General features: G+C 68.8%; 20 protein-coding genes. 14 read left to right on the forward strand and 6 right to left on the reverse strand.

Annotated elements, in window-relative coordinates; all coding sequences use genetic code 11:
- Nucleotides 1-89: 89 nt before the first annotated feature.
- The 6 genes from AB0O76_RS11280 to AB0O76_RS11305 all read left to right on the forward strand — a co-directional run bounded on the left by AB0O76_RS11280 (nucleotide 90) and on the right by AB0O76_RS11305 (nucleotide 6092).
- On the forward strand, nucleotides 90-767 hold the full coding sequence (locus AB0O76_RS11280) for a Crp/Fnr family transcriptional regulator (protein ID WP_365488095.1): 678 nt from the start codon (nucleotides 90-92) through the stop codon (nucleotides 765-767).
- Between the two features lie 166 nt (nucleotides 768-933).
- Nucleotides 934-1767, forward strand: a complete 834-nt coding sequence (locus AB0O76_RS11285) for a hypothetical protein (RefSeq protein WP_365487940.1) — start codon at nucleotides 934-936, stop codon at nucleotides 1765-1767.
- A complete protein-coding gene (locus AB0O76_RS11290; RefSeq protein ID WP_365487943.1) occupies nucleotides 1764-4031 on the forward strand; it encodes a hypothetical protein in 2268 nt (755 codons plus the stop codon). The genes AB0O76_RS11285 and AB0O76_RS11290 overlap by 4 nt, the downstream gene beginning before the upstream one ends.
- Nucleotides 4032-4141: 110 nt before the next feature.
- Nucleotides 4142-5110, forward strand: coding sequence for a hypothetical protein (locus AB0O76_RS11295; protein WP_365487945.1), 969 nt, complete (start codon nucleotides 4142-4144; stop codon nucleotides 5108-5110).
- A complete protein-coding gene (locus AB0O76_RS11300; RefSeq protein ID WP_365487948.1) occupies nucleotides 5107-5487 on the forward strand; it encodes a hypothetical protein in 381 nt (126 codons plus the stop codon). The genes AB0O76_RS11295 and AB0O76_RS11300 overlap by 4 nt, the downstream gene beginning before the upstream one ends.
- 59 nt (nucleotides 5488-5546) lie before the next feature.
- Nucleotides 5547-6092: a Pycsar system effector family protein gene (locus AB0O76_RS11305; protein WP_365487951.1), complete on the forward strand. Its 546-nt coding sequence runs from the start codon at nucleotides 5547-5549 to the stop codon at nucleotides 6090-6092.
- A 53-nt stretch (nucleotides 6093-6145) separates the two neighbouring features.
- On the opposite strand, the gene AB0O76_RS11310 is transcribed toward AB0O76_RS11305, so the two are convergent.
- The 3 genes from AB0O76_RS11310 to AB0O76_RS11320 are packed head-to-tail and all read right to left on the reverse strand — an operon-like array spanning nucleotide 6146 to nucleotide 8401.
- Complete coding sequence (locus AB0O76_RS11310; RefSeq protein WP_365487953.1) at nucleotides 6146-6727, reverse strand: FMN reductase; 582 nt, start codon at nucleotides 6725-6727, stop codon at nucleotides 6146-6148.
- Nucleotides 6724-7815: an LLM class flavin-dependent oxidoreductase gene (locus tag AB0O76_RS11315; RefSeq protein WP_365487956.1), complete on the reverse strand. Its 1092-nt coding sequence runs from the start codon at nucleotides 7813-7815 to the stop codon at nucleotides 6724-6726. Before AB0O76_RS11315 ends, AB0O76_RS11310 begins: the two co-directional genes overlap by 4 nt.
- Nucleotides 7784-8401 carry a TIGR03086 family metal-binding protein gene (locus AB0O76_RS11320; RefSeq protein ID WP_365487959.1) on the reverse strand — a complete coding sequence of 206 codons (618 nt, stop codon included), beginning with the start codon at nucleotides 8399-8401 and terminating at the stop codon, nucleotides 7784-7786. Before AB0O76_RS11320 ends, AB0O76_RS11315 begins: the two co-directional genes overlap by 32 nt.
- A 102-nt stretch (nucleotides 8402-8503) precedes the next feature.
- On the opposite strand from AB0O76_RS11320, the gene AB0O76_RS11325 reads away from it, so the two are divergent.
- Together AB0O76_RS11325 and AB0O76_RS11330 are read left to right on the forward strand one after the other, a co-directional pair.
- Nucleotides 8504-9358: a helix-turn-helix domain-containing protein gene (locus AB0O76_RS11325; RefSeq protein WP_365487962.1), complete on the forward strand. Its 855-nt coding sequence runs from the start codon at nucleotides 8504-8506 to the stop codon at nucleotides 9356-9358.
- A gap of 163 nt (nucleotides 9359-9521) precedes the next feature.
- Nucleotides 9522-10964 (forward strand): MFS transporter, encoded by a 1443-nt coding sequence (locus tag AB0O76_RS11330; RefSeq protein ID WP_365487965.1) that lies wholly within the window; start codon nucleotides 9522-9524, stop codon nucleotides 10962-10964.
- Here AB0O76_RS11330 and AB0O76_RS11335 read toward each other — a convergent pair.
- Complete coding sequence (locus AB0O76_RS11335; RefSeq protein WP_365487967.1) at nucleotides 10961-11467, reverse strand: MarR family transcriptional regulator; 507 nt, start codon at nucleotides 11465-11467, stop codon at nucleotides 10961-10963. The genes AB0O76_RS11330 and AB0O76_RS11335 overlap by 4 nt on opposite strands.
- A gap of 131 nt (nucleotides 11468-11598) precedes the next feature.
- Between AB0O76_RS11335 and AB0O76_RS11340 the strand changes: the two genes are divergently transcribed.
- The 3 genes from AB0O76_RS11340 to AB0O76_RS11350 all read left to right on the forward strand — a co-directional run bounded on the left by AB0O76_RS11340 (nucleotide 11599) and on the right by AB0O76_RS11350 (nucleotide 12967).
- Nucleotides 11599-11934, forward strand: a complete 336-nt coding sequence (locus tag AB0O76_RS11340) for a YnfA family protein (protein WP_365487969.1) — start codon at nucleotides 11599-11601, stop codon at nucleotides 11932-11934.
- A gap of 80 nt (nucleotides 11935-12014) precedes the next feature.
- The gene (locus tag AB0O76_RS11345; RefSeq protein ID WP_365487972.1) at nucleotides 12015-12794 is read left to right on the forward strand and encodes an SDR family NAD(P)-dependent oxidoreductase; all 780 of its coding nucleotides are present in this window, start codon (nucleotides 12015-12017) and stop codon (nucleotides 12792-12794) included.
- Nucleotides 12794-12967: a hypothetical protein gene (locus AB0O76_RS11350; protein WP_365487975.1), complete on the forward strand. Its 174-nt coding sequence runs from the start codon at nucleotides 12794-12796 to the stop codon at nucleotides 12965-12967. Before AB0O76_RS11345 ends, AB0O76_RS11350 begins: the two co-directional genes overlap by 1 nt.
- A gap of 76 nt (nucleotides 12968-13043) precedes the next feature.
- Here AB0O76_RS11350 and AB0O76_RS11355 read toward each other — a convergent pair whose 3' ends face one another.
- Nucleotides 13044-14237 carry an RtcB family protein gene (locus tag AB0O76_RS11355; protein WP_365487978.1) on the reverse strand — a complete coding sequence of 398 codons (1194 nt, stop codon included), beginning with the start codon at nucleotides 14235-14237 and terminating at the stop codon, nucleotides 13044-13046.
- 193 nt (nucleotides 14238-14430) lie between these two features.
- Here AB0O76_RS11355 and AB0O76_RS11360 point away from each other — a divergent pair, with 193 nt between their 5' ends.
- The 3 genes from AB0O76_RS11360 (at nucleotide 14431) to AB0O76_RS11370 (ending at nucleotide 17910) form a co-directional block, all read left to right on the forward strand.
- Nucleotides 14431-15351, forward strand: a complete 921-nt coding sequence (locus tag AB0O76_RS11360) for a DUF3558 domain-containing protein (RefSeq protein ID WP_365487981.1) — start codon at nucleotides 14431-14433, stop codon at nucleotides 15349-15351.
- A gap of 118 nt (nucleotides 15352-15469) precedes the next feature.
- The gene (locus AB0O76_RS11365) at nucleotides 15470-16348 is read left to right on the forward strand and encodes a DUF3558 domain-containing protein (protein ID WP_365487984.1); all 879 of its coding nucleotides are present in this window, start codon (nucleotides 15470-15472) and stop codon (nucleotides 16346-16348) included.
- 170 nt (nucleotides 16349-16518) lie between these two features.
- Nucleotides 16519-17910 (forward strand): DUF2637 domain-containing protein, encoded by a 1392-nt coding sequence (locus tag AB0O76_RS11370; RefSeq protein ID WP_365487987.1) that lies wholly within the window; start codon nucleotides 16519-16521, stop codon nucleotides 17908-17910.
- Nucleotides 17911-17932: 22 nt separating this feature from the next.
- Here AB0O76_RS11370 and AB0O76_RS11375 read toward each other — a convergent pair whose 3' ends face one another.
- A complete protein-coding gene (locus AB0O76_RS11375; RefSeq protein WP_365487990.1) occupies nucleotides 17933-18142 on the reverse strand; it encodes a hypothetical protein in 210 nt (69 codons plus the stop codon).
- Nucleotides 18143-18150: the final 8 nt, after the last annotated feature.

The following is an 18150-nucleotide window of genomic DNA, read 5'->3' on the forward strand; positions in this document are numbered from 1 at the left end:
GCCACTGTGGGAAGGACATCGCTGTGGAGAGCGCCGCTGTAAGCGCGGACTCGGGAGCCTTACGAGCGTCGGCCAAGGCTGCCGTACCCCTGTTGCCTGACGACCGCGTCCCCTTTCTCGCGCGGCTCCCGGAGGCGACCTCGGCGGCTCTCACAGCAGCTGGCGTCGAACTTGCGTATCCGTCCCGTGCGATGGTGCTCAGGAAGGGCGAGCCGTCCTCCCACGTCCTCCTGATCCGCGAGGGCTGGCTGAAGGTGACAGACGACTCCCCCACCGGACATGAGGCGATGCTGGCCCTGCGTGGACCGGGAGACGTCATCGGAGAGAGTGCGGCGCTGCACGGCACGTCGCGGTCCGCCTATGTGACGGCGTTGGAGCCGGTCAAGGCCGTGGTCATCGCGGCGGACCGATTCACCGCTTTCCTGGACGAACATCCGGTAGCGGCACGCCAACTCATGGCCGTGATCACGGACCGGATGCGTGCCGGAGACCGCAAACGGTTGGAACTCGCCGTCTGCAGCGTCAAGGAGAGACTGGCCCGACTCCTGCTCGAACTGGCGGAACATCATGGCAAACGGGTTCCCGAGGGCGTTCTCATCCACGTGCCACTCACACAGCAGGAGCTCGCGGGGGCTGTGGGTTCATCGCGTGAGTCCGTCACCCGGCTCCTGCGCGAACTGCGGGAACGTGGTTGCGTGACCACACGCCGTCAGGCCTTGGTCGTACTCCGGCCAGAAATACTGCGGCGCATCGGCGGATCTGCGTAATCCGTCACATCGGCCGTGCGGCAACGGTCCTCCCGGAACACACCGAGCTGCTGAACCCTGGGTGACGGTGAAGACAAGGCCGGCAGGGTCACGAACCCTTCCGCTCCGTCCCCTTCATTCTTTGACACTGACGCGATGGTCCGCGCACACCCGAGGAGACGCCCACATGGCGGAACCCAGCAACAAGACGATCCTGCTCATGGATATGGAGGGATCCGGGCGACGTCGAGACACCGAACAGGCCGTCATCCACCGCATGTTGTACGCGGTCCTCCACGAGAGTCTGTCAGCCGCCTCGATCGAACCGACCCAGTACCACTGTGAGGACAGGGGCGACGGCGTCCTGGTCCTCATCGACCCGTCCGTGCCCAAACCTGCGCTCCTCAGAGCTCTGCTGACCACCACCCGGGAGCGGCTCGTCAGCAACAACCGACTGGCCGCCGAGGGTGCCCGGATCAGGCTGCGGATCGTCGTTCACACAGGCGAGGTGGCACTCGACGACTTCGGGGCAGTCGGCGCCGAACTCATCCACGCCTTCCGGCTGTTGGACGCCCCGGCGTTGAAGGAGGCACTGCGCACTACATCTGAGCCGAGTGTCCTGTGTGTGTCCAAAGCCGTCCACCGGGGCGTGGTGGACCACGCATACCCAGGGGTCAGGCCCGAACACTTCCACCAAATGACCGTCGACACCAAGGAAGACGTCACGCTGACGGCCTGGTACCACGACAGCGGATCCGTCACGCGTGCCGACAAAGCCGGGCGGGAGAAATCCGCCGCACAACCGGCCGTTTCCCCGGCGCCGGCTTCACAGCCAGTACGGGAACCAGAACGCGAGCCGTCAGGCGGCGCGGGCCCCACGCCCGTGTTGCACACGAGCACGGGCAATTTCTTCTTCGGGACCACGCGCGTCGCCGGAGACGCCGTGGCGGGTGACAAACATGTCGAAGCCGGCCCGGCCGAGCAGGCGCGGAACCGGACTGAGGGAAGGACGGAGCGTTGAACCAGCAGGCGAACGCCTCGCCCCCTGACGACGCCACCGAGGGCGGACACGGTGTGGAGGAAGAGCCCTCTTCACAGGGCACCGACGACGAGGGCGCACGGCCGACGGCCGAGGAGGCCCCCGCCCCAGAGGCGTGGGAGGCCATCGAGCAGCTCTTCGCGCTCGTACCCCACCTGCGTTCAGGCCGGGCCAATGTCATGGGGGACACCGAGGTGTCCGGCGATGTCGTCGCCGGGGACAAGCACATCGGCGTACACCTGCACAGCGAGCCCTCGCCCCGGCTGCGCACCGTCGGTCCGCTGCCTGCCTCGGAACTGCTGGACCTGTCCGAGACGTTCGCGCCGAACCAGCGGTACGGCGACCTGTGCGCGGAACTCGCCGACCGACGCCTCATCGTCCTGCGAGGGCGGCCCAACACCGGTCGCAGGGCCGCGGCGTTGCGCATGCTCGTTCAGATCGGCTCCAAGGACGGTGAGGTGATCGCGTTGGACCCGGGGATCGAGCCCGCCGACTTCGCCGACCACATCAAGCCGGACCGGGCCCACCTCGTGCTGGACCCGGTCACCGATGAGGACGGACCGCTGCGGGACATCCACCTCAATGCCGTCCGTCGGCGCTTGGGCAAGCACGGGCTCTTCATTCTCGTAACGACCCATCGCACCGCCACTGTCGATGTAGAAGCCTGCGACTGGGTGCCGCCATCGCCCGCCGATGTCGTACGAGCACATCTGTCCCACGCGATCCGCCGCTCCGCAGCGGACGGACCATCCTGGGGACCGGATGAGATCGACACGGTCCAGCGGCTACTGGAACTGGAGGTGACCGTTGGGTACTTGAGCGCAGGTCCGTCGCCTCGGGAAGCCGCTGGGTTCGCTCAGCTGCTTTTCGAATACGACGCAGGCCACTGCGACGAGACGGCTCTGTCCGGATACGGCCGTCTGTCGACCGAGCTGACCGCGAGCGGATGGTTCGGCAAAGGCAGCGCTTCAGAGGGCGAAGTCACCTTGCGCGACAAGGCGTTCCTGATCTCACTCGCCGTGTTCGACGGTTCGCCCTATTCGCTGATAGCCGATCTCGGGGACCAGCTCTACAGGCGGTTGCTCGCCGTGCAGGAACCCGGTCGCCCCGCGGGGTACGAGGTCTTCGGCGCGTCTCCGGCAGACCGCCTGGCCCTTGCCAGGGCCAGAGAATACGAGGACGAGACCGACACTCCGTGGGGCCGACTGCCCGAGTGGGTCGTCGCGTTCGAGAACAGCTCGCTATGGAGCACCGTGTTGCGGCACGTCTGGACCAGCCATCCGGCGGTCAGGATCCCTCTGCTGGACTGGCTCCACGACCTGGTGTCGGACCGGCGGTCCGTCGTACGGCTGCGGGCGGCGGTGACGGCGGGAGTGCTGGCAGCCGCGGACTTCGGGTACGCCTTCGACAGGTACCTGAACCGTTGGGGTTCTTCGCCTAGGCCTATGGAGCGGCAGCTCGCCGCGTGGGCTCTGTACACGTCCGCCCAACACGACATGGGCACAGCGGTCCGGCGCCTGCTCGGTGACTGGAGCAAGCGGCACGACCTCGCACGGCGGTGGACGGTGGCACGCACCTACGCCCTCCTGGGGGGCGCCACAGTGATGACCGCGCTTCGGGACATCGAGCTGATGGCCACGACAGGACCGGAGCCGGACGCCCCACTCCACTCCGCGCTGGAACAGACCCTGGAATCGCTGCTGCAGGGACCAGCTGCCCCGGTTGTCCTGGAGCAGCTGGTGCACTGGCACAGAAACCGCGGCGCGCTGGGCGAGCTGGCAACGACGGGTTTCTTGCGGGGTGCGCGCAGGAATCACTGCGAGCCGGGTACCGCGACCGCCTGGCCGCGGCTGCTGTGGCTGGCGGACCATGACCGTCGTGCCCAGCAGCAGGTCATCGCGATGTGGCGGGAGCTGCTGGGGGACCGAGCCGCCCGCAACGACGCCCAGAACGGCCTGAAACGCTGGGTTCGCGTGGCAGAGCGGGCCTCCGCGCGGGCTGCTCAGGCCCACGCGTTCGAGGGCATGCCGCTGTCCGAAGGGATGGAGCTGCCGGAGGCGGTGTCGGACGTCGAGTCGGCGCTGGCCCGGCTGCTGCCAAGGCTGGTCGAGACCCCCAACGACTGGGACCGGCTGGACTACCTCCTGCGACGGCTCAACGACCACGGCCGAACCCCGAGCCGCACCGCCGTTCGTCTGCGGGCCGTTCTCCACGACGAGCCCCCGGCACTGCCCGGCACCGTCTGACGGCCCGAACGGCCACCACTCCTCCCCCGAGGACCAAGGCTCTTCCCGGCTCCTCACCCTCACGCATCCCACCGTGCGCCGTGCGGTGTACCCGAAAGCAGGAGAACGACATGGCATCGATCGTCAATGACCCAGTACGCCAGGTGCGCAACCTGGGCCGCTTCGAATACGTGCGCCACCGGCCACCGACCTACGCGGAACGCGCACTGGTCTTCCTCACGTCTGGAGGGCGGCCACAGACATACCTCCCCCATCAGCAGCCCACCCGCGGTGAGCTCGTGACCAGCAACTTCCGGACTCTGTACGAGGTGGAGATGGGCATACAGCACATGTCCCTGGAGCACCGCCTGCCAAGCGACGGGGATGCGTCGTTCTTCTCCGCGGAGGTCGATCTGACCTGGCGGGTCACCGACCCTGCCAAGATCGTGGAGAAGCAGGTCCGTGACATCCGCGCGCTGGTCGAGCCGCGCCTGCTGACTCGGATGCGTCGCGAGAGCCGCCAGTACTCCATCGAGGAGAGCGCGCCTGCAGAGATCGCGGTGATGGACGCCCTCGCGGCCGAACCTCTCGCGGACGCGGAGGGGCTGGAGATCCACTGTGAGGTCAGGCTCAGCCTCGATCAGGAGGCAATGAGCCAGCTCGCCTCACTGCGTTCCCTCACCTACACCAAGGAGCGGACCCGTAGCGAGCACGAGCTGACACGGTTGCGCACGCACAACAAGCAGGAGGTCATGGAAGAAGACAGCACCTTCTACACCCGCCTGCTCGCCCAGGGCGACATGGGACGCTGGGGCGCCCACTTGGCGCAGAACCCGGGTGACATCCCGCTCGCGATCGCGTCCATCCGGGACGACGAGCGCGAGGCCAGCGCCAACCAGATCCGCTTCATCGAACGGATCCTCGACTCCGGCGCGGTCGAGGACCACATGGTGGAGGACGCCGCGCGCATGGCTCTGGAAGGCGTGAAGGAGCGACTCTCCGACGCCGGCCAGGGCCGCACCCGCAAACAGCCCATCTACCGCGAACAGCTGGAGCGTGGACACGTCGAGCGGCCAGACGAGGCGGAGGACGAGCGGTGAGCACGCAACAGGACGTACTGCGGGACTTCGTTCCCGCTCTCCTGCTGGGTGCCGCCTGCTACGTACTGCTGCGGTGGGCGGCCACGTCCCTGCTGACCCACCTGGAGACGGGCGTCGAGTACGCGGTGAACGTCGTCGTCGTCGGCTTGCTGTTCCCCGAGTACTGCTGGACGAAGGCCCAGCGACGGCTCTCCGGGCATGCCGCGCCCTTCGCCTACACATACGGAGACGCGGTGTGCACGCTCGCGAGCGCCGGGCACCGCCTCGTGGGGACTCTGCTTTCGGCGTTGCGCGAGGCGATCGGCCGGCTCGGCCACCGCGGTGCGCTGTGGGGCGCCTTGCTGGGCTCGGGTGCCCTGTTGTTGTTCCGCTGGTAGCGACCACTCAGCGGTGGTACGAGAGCCAGATCCCAAACGAATGGTGAGGAGTACCGGACATGACGGATACGACACCTACCACCACCTCTCTTGGGCGCACTCCCTTCCCACCGTCCGAGACGGCGGGCGGAATCCGTACGGCAGAACAACTGCTGGCCGACCTGCGGGCGGAGATCAGCCGGGCCGACACCAAGGCGTCCGTGCTCATCGGTGCCGTCGGCGTCTGCGCGGGAGCCGTCGTGAGCAGGTTCTGGGATGCCCTGCCGGCCGACGGTGCCGGTCATTTCCTCGGCGTGGCAGGCGGCATGACCTGGGCTCTCGCGTTCGGCTTCCTGCTCTTCGCTACGGCCCCCCGCTACCGGGCCAGCCGGTGGCGGGCAGGTCGTCCCTTGACGTACTTCCTCGACATCCGCCTCGCCGCCAGTTCCGGGTTACTCACCGAGGCACTGCACGGCACCGAGGAGGACCGGCTGACCGGCCTGGTGATCGCCCTCGGCGACACGAGTCACATCGTCGCGGCCAAGCACCGGTGGATCAGGGTGGGACTTGCCTGCTTCCTTCTCGGCACGCTCGCGCTCGGAGGGAGCGCGCTGGCGGGAGCCTGAGCCACGGGCTTTCAACCAGGCCCTGTCGGGACGTGACGGCGTCTACGACCGATCTACTCCGCCCGCAACGCCGCGAGCTGCCTCTCGAAGGGGATCAGCTCTTCTTCCTGGACCGGCGCGGGCCGCATGATTCCGGCCAGTTCTCCGGCCGCCCGCTCGATGCGCTCGTCGAGCCCGTCCGCACCCCAGTCCTCGGACGCCGCGTACACGGCCGTCGGGACGACCACCGCCCGCAGATGGGCGAACAGCGGACGCAGCGCGTGATCCAGGACCAGCGAATGGCGCGGGGTGCCGCCGGTCGCCGCGATCAGGACCGGCGTACCGGCGATCGCGTCCTTGTCGAGGACGGTCAGTACGTCGAAGAAGGACTTGAACAGGCCGCTGTAGGAGGCGGAGAAGACCGGCGTGACGGCGATCAGGCCGTCCGCGCCCTTGACCGCTTCCACCGCCGCGCTCAGCTGCGGGCCGGGGAATCCGGTGACGTAGTTGTGCGCGATCTCCACGGCCAGGTCGCGCAGTTCGACGACCTGGATCTCCACGTCGGTGTGGCGTCCGGTGGCCGCTGCCAGACGGTCGGCGAGCAGGCGGGTCGAGGACGGGACGCTCAGCCCCGCGGAGACGACGACGAGCTTCATGCGGTGACCTCCTCGGTCTGGTCCCCGGCCTGAGACGCCGCCACGCGTGCAGCGTGCGTCGGCGCGTCCGGGACATTCGCCGGGCGGTTCTTGGCGAACTCCTCGCGCAGGACGGGAACGACCTCCTCGCCGAGGATGTCCAGCTGCTCAAGGACGGTCTTCAGCGGCAGGCCCGCGTGGTCCATCAGGAAGAGCTGGCGCTGGTAGTCGCCGACGGTGTCGCGGAACGACAGCGTCCGCTCGATGACCTCCTGCGGGGAGCCGACGGTCAGCGGCGTCTGGGAGGTGAACTCCTCCAGGGAAGGACCGTGTCCGTAGACGGGTGCGTTGTCGAAGTACGGCCGGAACTCCCGCACCGCGTCCTGGGAGTTCTTCCGCATGAAGACCTGCCCGCCGAGCCCGACGATCGCCTGCTCCTCGGTGCCGTGTCCGTAGTGCGCGAACCGGCGGCGGTAGAGATCGACCATCTTCTTGGTGTGCTCCTGCGGCCAGAAAATGTTGTTGTGGAAGAACCCGTCTCCGTAGTACGCGGCCTGCTCGGCGATCTCGGGGGAGCGGATGGAGCCGTGCCAGACGAAGGGCGCGACACCGTCCAGGGGGCGGGGCGTGGACGTGAACGACTGCAGGGGCGTACGGAACTTGCCCTCCCAGGTCACGACGTCCTCGCGCCACAGGCGGTGCAGGAGCGCGTAGTTCTCGACGGCGAGATTGATGCCTTCCCGGATGTCCTTGCCGAACCACGGGTACACCGGGCCGGTGTTGCCGCGCCCCATCATCAGATCCACCCGCCCGTCGGCGAGGTGCTGGAGCATCGCGAAGTCCTCGGCGATCTTCACCGGGTCGTTCGTGGTGATGAGGGTGGTGGAGGTGGAGAGGATCAGGTTCTCGGTGCGGGCGGCGATGTAGCCGAGCATCGTGGTGGGTGACGAGGGCACGAACGGCGGGTTGTGATGCTCGCCGGTCGCGAAGACGTCGAGCCCGACCTCCTCCGCCTTGAGCGCGATCGCGACCATGGCCTTGATCCGCTCGCGCTCGGTGGGGGTGCGGCAGCCCCGGCTACGCCGCCGCAGCGACCCAGCGCGGGTCACGCCCCGTATCGGCCAGCAGCTTCTCCAGCTCAGGGGCGTCGCCGGGCACCACGACCGGCTCCCCGAGGACGCCCATCTTCCGAGCGGTGGGCGCAAGGTCCGCCACCGTCTCGCGCAGCGTCTTCAGTACGCCGCTGCCCTCCGGGGCGGGTTCGTACGTCTGCCCCGTGGCGCGTGCCAGGTCCCAGGCGTGCACGGTCAGGTCGAGCAGCACCATGGAGCCGACGGTCCGCGCGGGCATGTTCATCGCGCCCGTGGTGCCTTCCTCGGCGCCGGGCACGGACCAGGCGGCGATCAGCTTTCCGGTCTCGTCGACGAAACGCTCGCGCCAGTCGGGGCCCTGCGCGACGTAATCGACGCTCTGATCGAAGTCGGAGTCCCGCTTGGCGGCGAGCGCCTGGAACTGGACGATCACCTGGAGGAGGTGGTTGACCAGGTCCTTCACGTCGTACTTGGCACACGGCGTGGGCGCGGCCAGACGGTCGTCCGGGATCGCGCGGACCACGGGGACGGCCCGCTCGACGGCCACGCTCAGCAGATCACCGAGCTTGTTCACCGGGGCCTTGTTCGCGGAGGTGTCAGTCATGCTCCGACCGTACGAGCGACCGGCCCGCCCGGGCTTGAAGAAACGCGACGGATGCGCCGGGACCCCGCCATACGACGCCGGGCCCCGTCATACGATCCAGCCATGGCCGACGCCGCCCCCTCCCCGCACGGCACCCCGCACAGCAGCCCCCGCACCGACACCAAGGGCATCGTCGACGCCGCCGGGCTCCTCGCCCGCACGCGATTCCGCCGCCACCTGGCGGCGCCCGCACTGCGCCCGTACGTGGAGCAGTACTGGCTGATCGACTGGGACCTGACCCAGCCCTACGCCTCGCACGTCGTGCCGCACCCGTCCGTGAATGTCGTCTTCCAGGACCTCCCAGGGCAGGAGCCCTTCGCCGAGGTGGCGGGCATCGGGCTCGACCTCTTCACTCAGAAGCTGGAGGGCCGCGGCCGGGTGTGCGGGGTGAAATTCCGCCCCGGCGGCTTCCGCCCGTTCGCGCCGTCGACCCCGGTGTCCGCGTGGACGGGGCGCCGGCTGCTTCCCCTGACGGAGGTCTTCGGCCCCGGCGACTGGGACGACTGGGTGGAAGCGGTCCTGTCCCCCGACGACGAGCACGCGCGCGTGGCGGCACTCGACGCCTTCCTGCTGAGCCTCGGCCCCACCGCCGACCCCCAGGCGGACCACGCGACCGCCCTCGCCGAACGCATCCGCACGGACCGCACGATCCGCCGCGTCGGCGACTTCGCACACGCCGAGGGCATGTCGGTACGGGCACTGCAGCGGCTCTTCGCGGCGTACGTGGGGGTCGGGCCCAAGTGGCTGATCCTGCGACACCGGATCCACGAGGCCCTGGAACAAGCGGAGTTGGAGACGGATGTGGACTGGGCCGACCTGGCCGCCACGCTCGGCTACGCCGACCAGGCCCACCTGATCAGGGACTTCACCGCGACGGTGGGGGTACCGCCGACGGCGTACGGAAATTCCGGCCCGTAGCCAAGGAATCCCGGCCGTAACGGAACCGCCTTGACAGCACCGGCCCTCCTCCCGCACATTTATCTGCGTCACGCAGCTTCTGCACAGCGCCGCGTAAATCTGCCCCTGCCCCGCTGTGGCCGCGTACCCAAAACCTCTCGCATCGCAGATGTAAGGACCCACCGTGCACACGGACTCCGCCACGCCCACCAGCGAGGCCCCCACCAAAGACCACCCCCCGACGACCCCGAGGCGAGCATGGGCCGTCCTCGCCGTGATCCTCGCCGCCGACGTCCTCGACCTCGTCGACGCCACCATCACCAACGTCGCCGCCCCCACCATCGCCAAGGACCTCGACGGCGGCCCCGCCCTCGTCCAGTGGCTCGGCGCCTCCTACGCGCTCGCCCTCGGCGTACTCCTCGTCGTGGGCGGCCGCCTCGGCGACAAGTACGGCAGGCGACGCCTCTTCCTCCTCGGCCTCGCCGGATTCACCGCCGCGTCCGTCGCCTGCGGCCTCGCCTTCAGCCCCGAATCGATCGTCGTCGCCCGGCTCGCCCAGGGCGCCTTCGGCGCGCTCGTCATCCCGCAGGGCTTCGGCATCCTCGGCGCGGTCTGGCCCCGCGAGGAGATCGGCAAGGCGTTCAGCCTCTTCGGGCCCGTCATGGGGCTCTCCGCCGTCGGCGGCCCGATCCTCGCCGGATTCCTCATCGACGCCGACATCGCGGGCCTCGGCTGGCGCCCCATGTTCCTGATCAACCTCGTCCTCGGCGGCGCCGCCCTCATCGCCGCCGCCCGGCTGCTCCCCAAGGACACCGGCGACAGCGCCACCTCCGTCGACGGCATCGGCTCCGGGCTGCTCGGCGCCACCATGCTCGGCGTGCTCTCCGGCCTGATCGAGGGCTCCACCAACGGCTGGTCCACCACCCCGATCGCCCTGACCGGCGCCGGACTCGTCTTCTTCGCGCTCTTCTGCCACCGCCAGCGCACCGCCGCGAGCCCGCTGATCCGGCCATCGCTGCTGCGCAACCGGGGCTTCACCTCGGGCCTCGTCCTCGGCGTCGTCTTCTTCGCCGCCGTATCGGGCCTGCTCTACGTCATCTCGCTCTTCCTGCAGACCGGCCTCGACCGCTCGCCATCCGGCGCCGCGCTGAACCTGATGCCGCTCTCCGCGGGCATCGTCATCGCATCCATCGCCTGCTACCGGCTCATCGGCAGATTCGGCCGCACGCTCATCCTCGCCGGCCTCCTGATCACCCTGGCCGGCACCGGCTCGCTGCTCGCGCTGGTCGCCATCTCCGGTACGGGGGTCGGCAGTTGGGCCCTCGTACTGCCCATGCTGGTCATCGGCATCGGCATGGGCACCTGCTTCGGCACCGTCTACGACGTCACCATCGGCGACATCGCCCCCGAGGAATCGGGCAGCGCAAGCGGCTCACTGAGCGCGGTGCAGCAGCTGGCCAACGCGATCGGCGCGGCGACCGTCACCACGGTCTTCTTCAAGACCGTCCACGACGGCCCCGCGCACGCCATGACCGTCAGCCTCGCCGTGGTCGCGGGCATCACGCTGCTGTGCTGCCCCCTCGTACGACTGCTTCCACGCAAGGCGCAGGAGGAGCAGCATCACTAGCCGCCGACGGCCGGGGCATCCAACTCCCCGCCCCGCAACCGCGCCACCTGCGCCGCACTGAACTCCACGGTGCGGCGCATATGGCCGATCAGCAGGGCCAGTTCATCGTCGTCGTACCGCTCGAAGAGCGCGAACCAGCCGCCGCCGAGCCGGTCCCACATCCGCCCGAACTCCGCCACCTTCTCCGGCACGGTCGAGACCAGGACCCGCCGCCGGTCGGCGGCGTCCCGCTCGCGCACGACATAGCCCGCCTTCTCAAGACGGTCGACGAGCCGCGTCGCCGAGCCGGTCGTCAGACCGGTCAGCTCGGCGATACGGCCCGTGGTGACGGGCTCGGCCTCCAGGCTGAGCAGGTTCACGCACTGCAGATCGGTGGGGTGCAGCTTCAGATGATCAGCGACTGCCTGATTGAAGAGGGCGTACGAGGCCGTGTAGCGCCGCGACTCGACGGACAACTCGTCCACCAGAGCCGCACGCCGCCCACCGGTCTTCTTGCTGGCCACGACGGACCACCCTCCTCCACCCATCAGACATCTACATCAGACATCCATCAGACATCTGCGTCAGACAGAAATCGTACGGCGCAGAGAACTGAGGCGGGAGGCCCCAGGACGGCACATGCCACGATCTCCCCATGCTCATCGCACGCTCCGCCGCCCTCTTCGCCGTCGCCGCCCTCTTCGAGATCGGCGGCGCCTGGCTCGTCTGGCAGGGCGTGCGCGAGCACAAGGGCTGGGCCTGGATCGGCGCCGGCGTCATCGCGCTCGGCGTGTACGGCTTCGTCGCCACTCTCCAGCCGGACGCCGAGTTCGGCCGCATCCTCGCCGCGTACGGCGGCATCTTCGTCGCGGGTTCGATCGCCTGGGGCATGGTCGCCGACGGCTACCGGCCCGGCCGCTGGGACGTGACAGGCGCGCTGATCTGCCTCGCGGGCATGGCAGTGATCATGTACGCCCCGAGAGGCCGCTGAGAACATCGATGGCCCCGCCTATCCTTGGCGAAGGACAGGACAGGAACGTACGTACGCATCAGGACGCACAAGGAGCAGCCATGACCGCCGCCGCGAACGCCGCGCCCGCATCCCGCATCGCGATCGTCACGGGCGCGAGCAGCGGCATCGGCGCCGCCACCGCACGGCAACTCGCTGCCGCCGGCTACCGCGTCGTCCTCACCGCCCGCCGCAAGGACCGCATCGAGGCACTCGCCGCCGAGCTCACGGCCGCGGGCCACGACGCGATGGCGTACGCGCTCGACATCACCGACCGCACGGCCGTGGACGAGTTCGCGACCGCCTTCCGCAAGGTCGCGGTCCTGGTCAACAACGCGGGCGGCGCACTCGGCGCCGACACGATCGCCGCGGGCGACCCCGCCGACTGGCGCCAGATGTACGAGACGAACGTCATCGGCACCCTGAACGTCACCCAGGCCCTGCTCCCCGCCCTCACCGCGAGCAACGACGGCACGATCGTGGTCCTCTCCTCCACCGCAGGCCACGGCACCTATGAGGGCGGCGGCGGCTACGTGGCCGCCAAGCACGCCGAACACGTCCTCGCCGAGACCCTCCGCCTGGAGATCGTCGGCACCCCGGTCCGCGTGATCGAGGTCGCCCCCGGCATGGTCAAGACGGAGGAGTTCGCCACGACCCGCTTCGGCGGCGACACGGAGAAGGCCGCGAAGGTCTACGCGGGCGTGGCCGCCCCGCTCACGGCGGACGACGTGGCGGACACGATCACCTGGGCGGTCACCCGCCCGCCCCACGTCAACATCGACCTCCTGGTGGTCCGCCCCCGCGCCCAGGCCTCGAACACAAAGGTCCACAGGGAACTGTGATGCCGACCCCCGAAGAGGCGCCGACACCGGGCCCTGAGCCGACCGCCGAACAGAAACGCCTCACCCAGGAGACGAAGAACGAGAAACTGATGTGGTGGTACCTGGCGTACTTCCTCTTCGGCATCCACATCATCGCGTTCGTCATGATCTTCGCCATCAAGAACGCGAAATGACTCCGACCACGAAACTGGAACTCCCCTCCAGCCACGCGACTTGACGCCCGCCGTCAGAGCCCTTTGACCTCACGGCTCAGCCCTTCACGCAGACGACCTGCTTCAGCTTCGCCACGACCTCGACAAGGTCACGCTGGTGCTCCATGACCTGCTCGATCGGCTTGTACGCGCCCGGAATCTCATCCACAACGCCCGAGTCCTTGCGGCACTCGACGCCCCGCGTCTGCTCCTCCAGGTCCTGCGTCGAGAAGCGCTTCTTCGCGGCGTTGCGGCTCATCCGCCGACCCGCGCCGTGCGAGGCCGAGTTGAAGGACTTCTCGTTGCCGAGACCCTTCACGATGTACGAACCCGTGCCCATGGACCCCGGGATGATTCCGAAGTCACCGCTGCCGGCGCGGATCGCGCCCTTCCGCGTGACCAGCAGATCCATCCCGTCGTACCGCTCTTCACTGACGTAGTTGTGGTGACAGGAGATCACCGGCTCGAAGGTCACCTTCGCCTTCTTGAACTCCTTGCGGACCACGTCCTGGAAGAGCCCCATCATGATCGAGCGGTTGTACTTCGCGTACTCCTGGGCCCAGAAGAGGTCGTTCCGGTACGCCGCCATCTGCGGGGTGTCCGCGACGAAGACCGCCAGGTCACGGTCGACAAGGCCCTGGTTGTGCGGCAGCTTCTGAGCCACGCCGATGTGGTGGTCGGCGAGTTCCTTGCCGATGTTCCGGGATCCGGAGTGCAGCATCAGCCAGACCGAACCCGACTCGTCGAGGCAGAACTCGATGAAGTGGTTTCCGGACCCGAGCGTTCCCATCTGCTTGGTGGCCCGTTCCTGACGGAACTTGACCGCATCGGCAACACCGTCGAACCGCCCCCAGAAGTCCTCCCACCCCGAAGTGGCGAACCCGTGCAGCCGCCCCGGATCCACGGCGTCGTCATGCATCCCACGCCCCACCGGAATCGCCTGCTCGATCTTCGACCGCAGCCGCGACAGATCCCCCGGCAGGTCGTTAGCCGTCAGGGACGTCTTGACCGCGGACATCCCGCAGCCGATGTCCACCCCCACCGCCGCCGGGCACACCGCGCCCTGCATCGCGATCACCGAGCCGACCGTCGCGCCCTTGCCGAAGTGGACGTCCGGCATGACCGCCAGGCCCTTGATCCAGGGCAACGTCGCGACGTTCTGCAGCTGCTGCAGCGCCACGTCCTCGACCGAGGCCGGGTCCGTCCACATCCGGATCGGTACCTTTGCCCCGGGAACCTCCACGTACGACATAACGTCCTCATTCCCCCGGTACTTGAATCAAAGTCTTGAAAGTCTCGATACGCAAATACCGGCGCCAAGGTCAACGAATCGGATGACGGACCGGCGTCCACGGCTGTGCGTGCGATACACATTGTGTCCACCGGTCGCCCACCAGCGGCAACCGAATATCCCCTGACATCCCCGGCGAGAAGGAGCCCATACGGTGCAGCGGAAGGCCTACGTACCAGGCATCGCGGCTCTCCTCGCGGTGCTGCTCGCCGGCTGCACCGGCGGTGGCGGCCTCGGCGGGGAAGCCGACGACTCGAAGCCCGGTGAGCCCGGCAGCTCCACCGCGCCCGCCGAGCCCGGTAAGTACCGCACGCTCCCCGAGCCCTGCGGCGAGGTCGACCGCGACACGCTCGACGCGATGCTGCCGGGCATCGCGGAGATGCCGGACGAGGAGCAGCAGGAGAAGGCGTACGAGGGCGAGCCCACCGTCACGTACGACACCGACCGGCATGTGGGCTGCCGGTGGAAGGTGGAGTCCTCGGACGCCACGCACCACCTCTCGGTCGACTTCGAGCGGGTCGTGTCGTACGACACCGCTGTCAGTGACGACACCCGCGCCACCGAGGTCTACGCGTCGAAGGTGCAGAAGGCGGATCTTCCTGAGCCTTCGGGCAGTGCGTCGACCGGCGCGGATGCGGATGCGGATGCCGACGCGGATGCCGAGCCTTCGGATGGCGCGAGCAGCGCGAAGGCGAGCGAATCTGACAAATCGGGTGGCGCGGAAAAGGGCAAGGACAGGGACAGGGACAAGGACAAGGGCAAGGACGACGGCAAGAGCGAGGAGAGCAGCAGCGCCTCCAGCGGTTCGCCCGAGGACGCCGCCACCCCCGCCGGTCTCGAGCCCCGCGTTCTCGACGAGTTCGGCGACGAGGCCTTCCTCGACGACGCCCTCACCACCTCCGCCTCCGCCACCCGGCACCGCACGGTGACTGTGGTGTTCCGCACGTCGAACGTCATTGTGACCATCGAGTACGACGAGCAGCCGGGGCGTCGTACCGACATCCCTGACAGCAAGGAAATGCAGGACAAGGCGCAGGAACTGGCCGGGAGCCTGGCCGACGGGTTCGCCGAGTAGCGGCGGTCCGGAGCGGCGACCGGCTCGCGGGAAGCGGAGTCGTCCGCCGCGAGCACGGCGTACCGTGGCCCATCGAACCGATGACGTAGCCGTCCTGAGTGACTTGAGTGAAGGAACCATGCACCGACCAGCACAGCGACTCACCCGCATACTCACCTGCGCAGCCGCCGTACCGGTGATCCTCGTTGCCTCCGGCTGCTCCTCCGACTCCGACTCGGGCTCGGACGGGGCCAAGAAGGACTCGGGCTCGAAGGCCTCTTCCCCGGCCAAGGCGGGCGACAAGCCCGCGGCGGTGGAGAAGGCCGCGTTCAGCAAGCTGCCCGAGCCGTGCGAGGTCCTCTCGAAGAAGACGCTCGAGGACCTGGTCCCGAAGGCGAAGGACAAGTCGGGCAAGGCCGGCGACTCCGACGACACCTCGACGCGCGGCACCTGCACGTGGGACAGCCTGGAGAACAACGGCGTCGACGGCTCGCAGTTCCGCTGGCTCCGTGTCTCGCTGATGCGTTTCGACTCGGACGCGTCGCTGGGCAGCGGCGAGAAGCGCGCGCAGGAGAGCTTCGCCAACCAGGTCGCGGACGCGCAGAAGACGAAGGACGCGAAGGACGTCAAGACCGAGCCGGTTCCGGGCGTGGGCGACCAGACGACGACCGTTCGGTACGACCTGAAGAAGGACAAGGAAAGCTTCAAGCAGCAGACGGTCGTGACGCGCGTGGAGAACGCGGTCATCACGATCGACTACAACGGCGCGGGCCTGGCGGGCGACAAGTCGCCGAGCGCGTCGGATCTGACGAAGGACGCGCAGAAGGCCGCGAAGGAGGCCGCCGCGGCGGTCGTCTCGGCGAACAAGTCGGCCGGTTCGGGCTCCGGTTCGGGCTCGGGCAGCGGCTCGGGTTCGACCGCGGGCTCCGGCTCCGACTCGGGTTCGGGTTCCGGCTCCGGTGACGCGTCGGGCAGCGACTCGGACGACTCGTCAAGCCCGAAGAAGCGCAAGAGCTAGCGAGAACTGGTGCCCGCAGCCCGCGCCCTGCGGGCAACTCACGGCGCAGTCAAGGCAGTTGTGGAGCCCGGCCCCCTGGTGGCCGGGCTCCTGCCGTACCGGCACACGGTCTTCCGCATACGTGTGCCAGGCTGTCGCTCGCAACAAACCGAACAGGGAGGGGTTCGCGGGTGGCCGCGATGCAGCTGACACGCACGCACCGAATACTCATCGGCGTGGTCGTCGCCGGTGCGGTCGTCATCGCCGGTATCGGTTTCGCGGGGTCGTACGCGGCCGTGCGCGAGCTGGCCGAGAAGAAGGGCTTCGGCGGCTTCTCGGTGGTCTTCCCGATCGGCATCGACGCGGGCATCTGCGTCCTGCTGGCGCTCGACCTCCTCCTGACGTGGATCCGTATCCCCTTCCCGCTGCTTCGTCAGACGGCGTGGCTCCTGACGGCGGCGACGATCGCCTTCAACGGCGCGGCGGCCTGGCCCGACCCGCTGGGCGTGGGCATGCACGCCGTCATCCCGATCCTGTTCGTGGTGGCCGTGGAGGCGGCGCGGCACGCGGTGGGCCGGATCGCGGACATCACCGCCGACAAGCACATGGAGGGCGTACGCCTCACGCGCTGGCTCCTCTCCCCCGTCCCCACCTTCAAGCTGTGGCGCCGCATGAAGCTGTGGGAGATTCGCTCGTACGAGCAGGTCATCCAGCTGGAGCAGGACCGCCTGATCTACCAGGCCCGCCTCCAGGCCCGCTTCGGCCGCTCCTGGCGCCGCAAGGCTCCGGTGGAGGCGCTGATGCCGCTGCGGCTCGCGCGGTTCGGGGTGCCACTGTCGGAGACGGGGCCCGCGGGGCTTGCGGCGGCGGGGATTGAGCCTGCGTTGCTGCCACCGGCGCCGGTGTCGCCGTCGGCGGAGCAGTTGTCGGCGGAGCCGCAGCACCCGGAGCTGGCCGCGCCCCCGGCCCAGGGGGATCCGCTGCCGGTCGAGCAGGCGGAGTCGAGGGAGTCGGAAGAGCAGCAGCCCGCGGCCACGCATGAGAGCCCGTGGTTCGCGGCCCAGCACCCTTCGTACGTTCCTGAGGAACCGCACGATCAGTGGTACGCGGAGCAGCAGGCGTACGCGGATCAGCAGGCCCATGCCGAGCAGCAGGCGTATCTGGAGCAGCAGCAGGCGTACTTCGACGAGCAGGGCGAGGGTGCTGTGCCCGCCCCCGAGCCCGAGTTCCCCGTGCCCGCGGGGCCGGGCCGGACGCGGCAGCTCGGCGGCCAGCATCTGATCCCCGGGCCGCGCGAGGAGCAGGCGCCCGAGGAGGCACCGGAGACGCTGCCGGACGACGTACCGGGGCTGCCGGACGACGTCTCGCGTGACGACGCGTACTTCTCGGCGTTCCGCAAGTACGTGAGCGAGCTCGGGGACTACCCCAACGCCCGCCAGTTCGGCCTGTACCTGATGGATCTGTACGGCGTCACGGGCCAGGCGGGAGGCCCTCCCGCGGAGAGCACCCTGCGCCCCTACCTGCGTGACTTCCGCAGCCGCTACCAGCAGGAACTGGACGCGGGCGCCGAGCACATCGCGTAGCCGAGCTGCCCGTAGCAGGGGCTCAGCCGCTGCTCCTGGCACGCTTCTTGGTGGTCTCGCCCCAGAAGGCGAGGGCGGCGCCGACGAGGAACATGGCGAGGTAGCCCGGGGTCGGCACGTCCCACCACTTCTGGACGAGGCCCCATGAGCCGTCCCCGAAGACCCTGCCGAAGAACCCGAGCCCGCCCTGAATCCCGGCGACCCATCCGACGATGGCGATGATTTCTCTCATACGTCCAC

Origin of the sequence: Streptomyces sp. NPDC086554, from assembly GCF_040686095.1 — a bacterium.
Classification (GTDB): domain Bacteria; phylum Actinomycetota; class Actinomycetes; order Streptomycetales; family Streptomycetaceae; genus Streptomyces.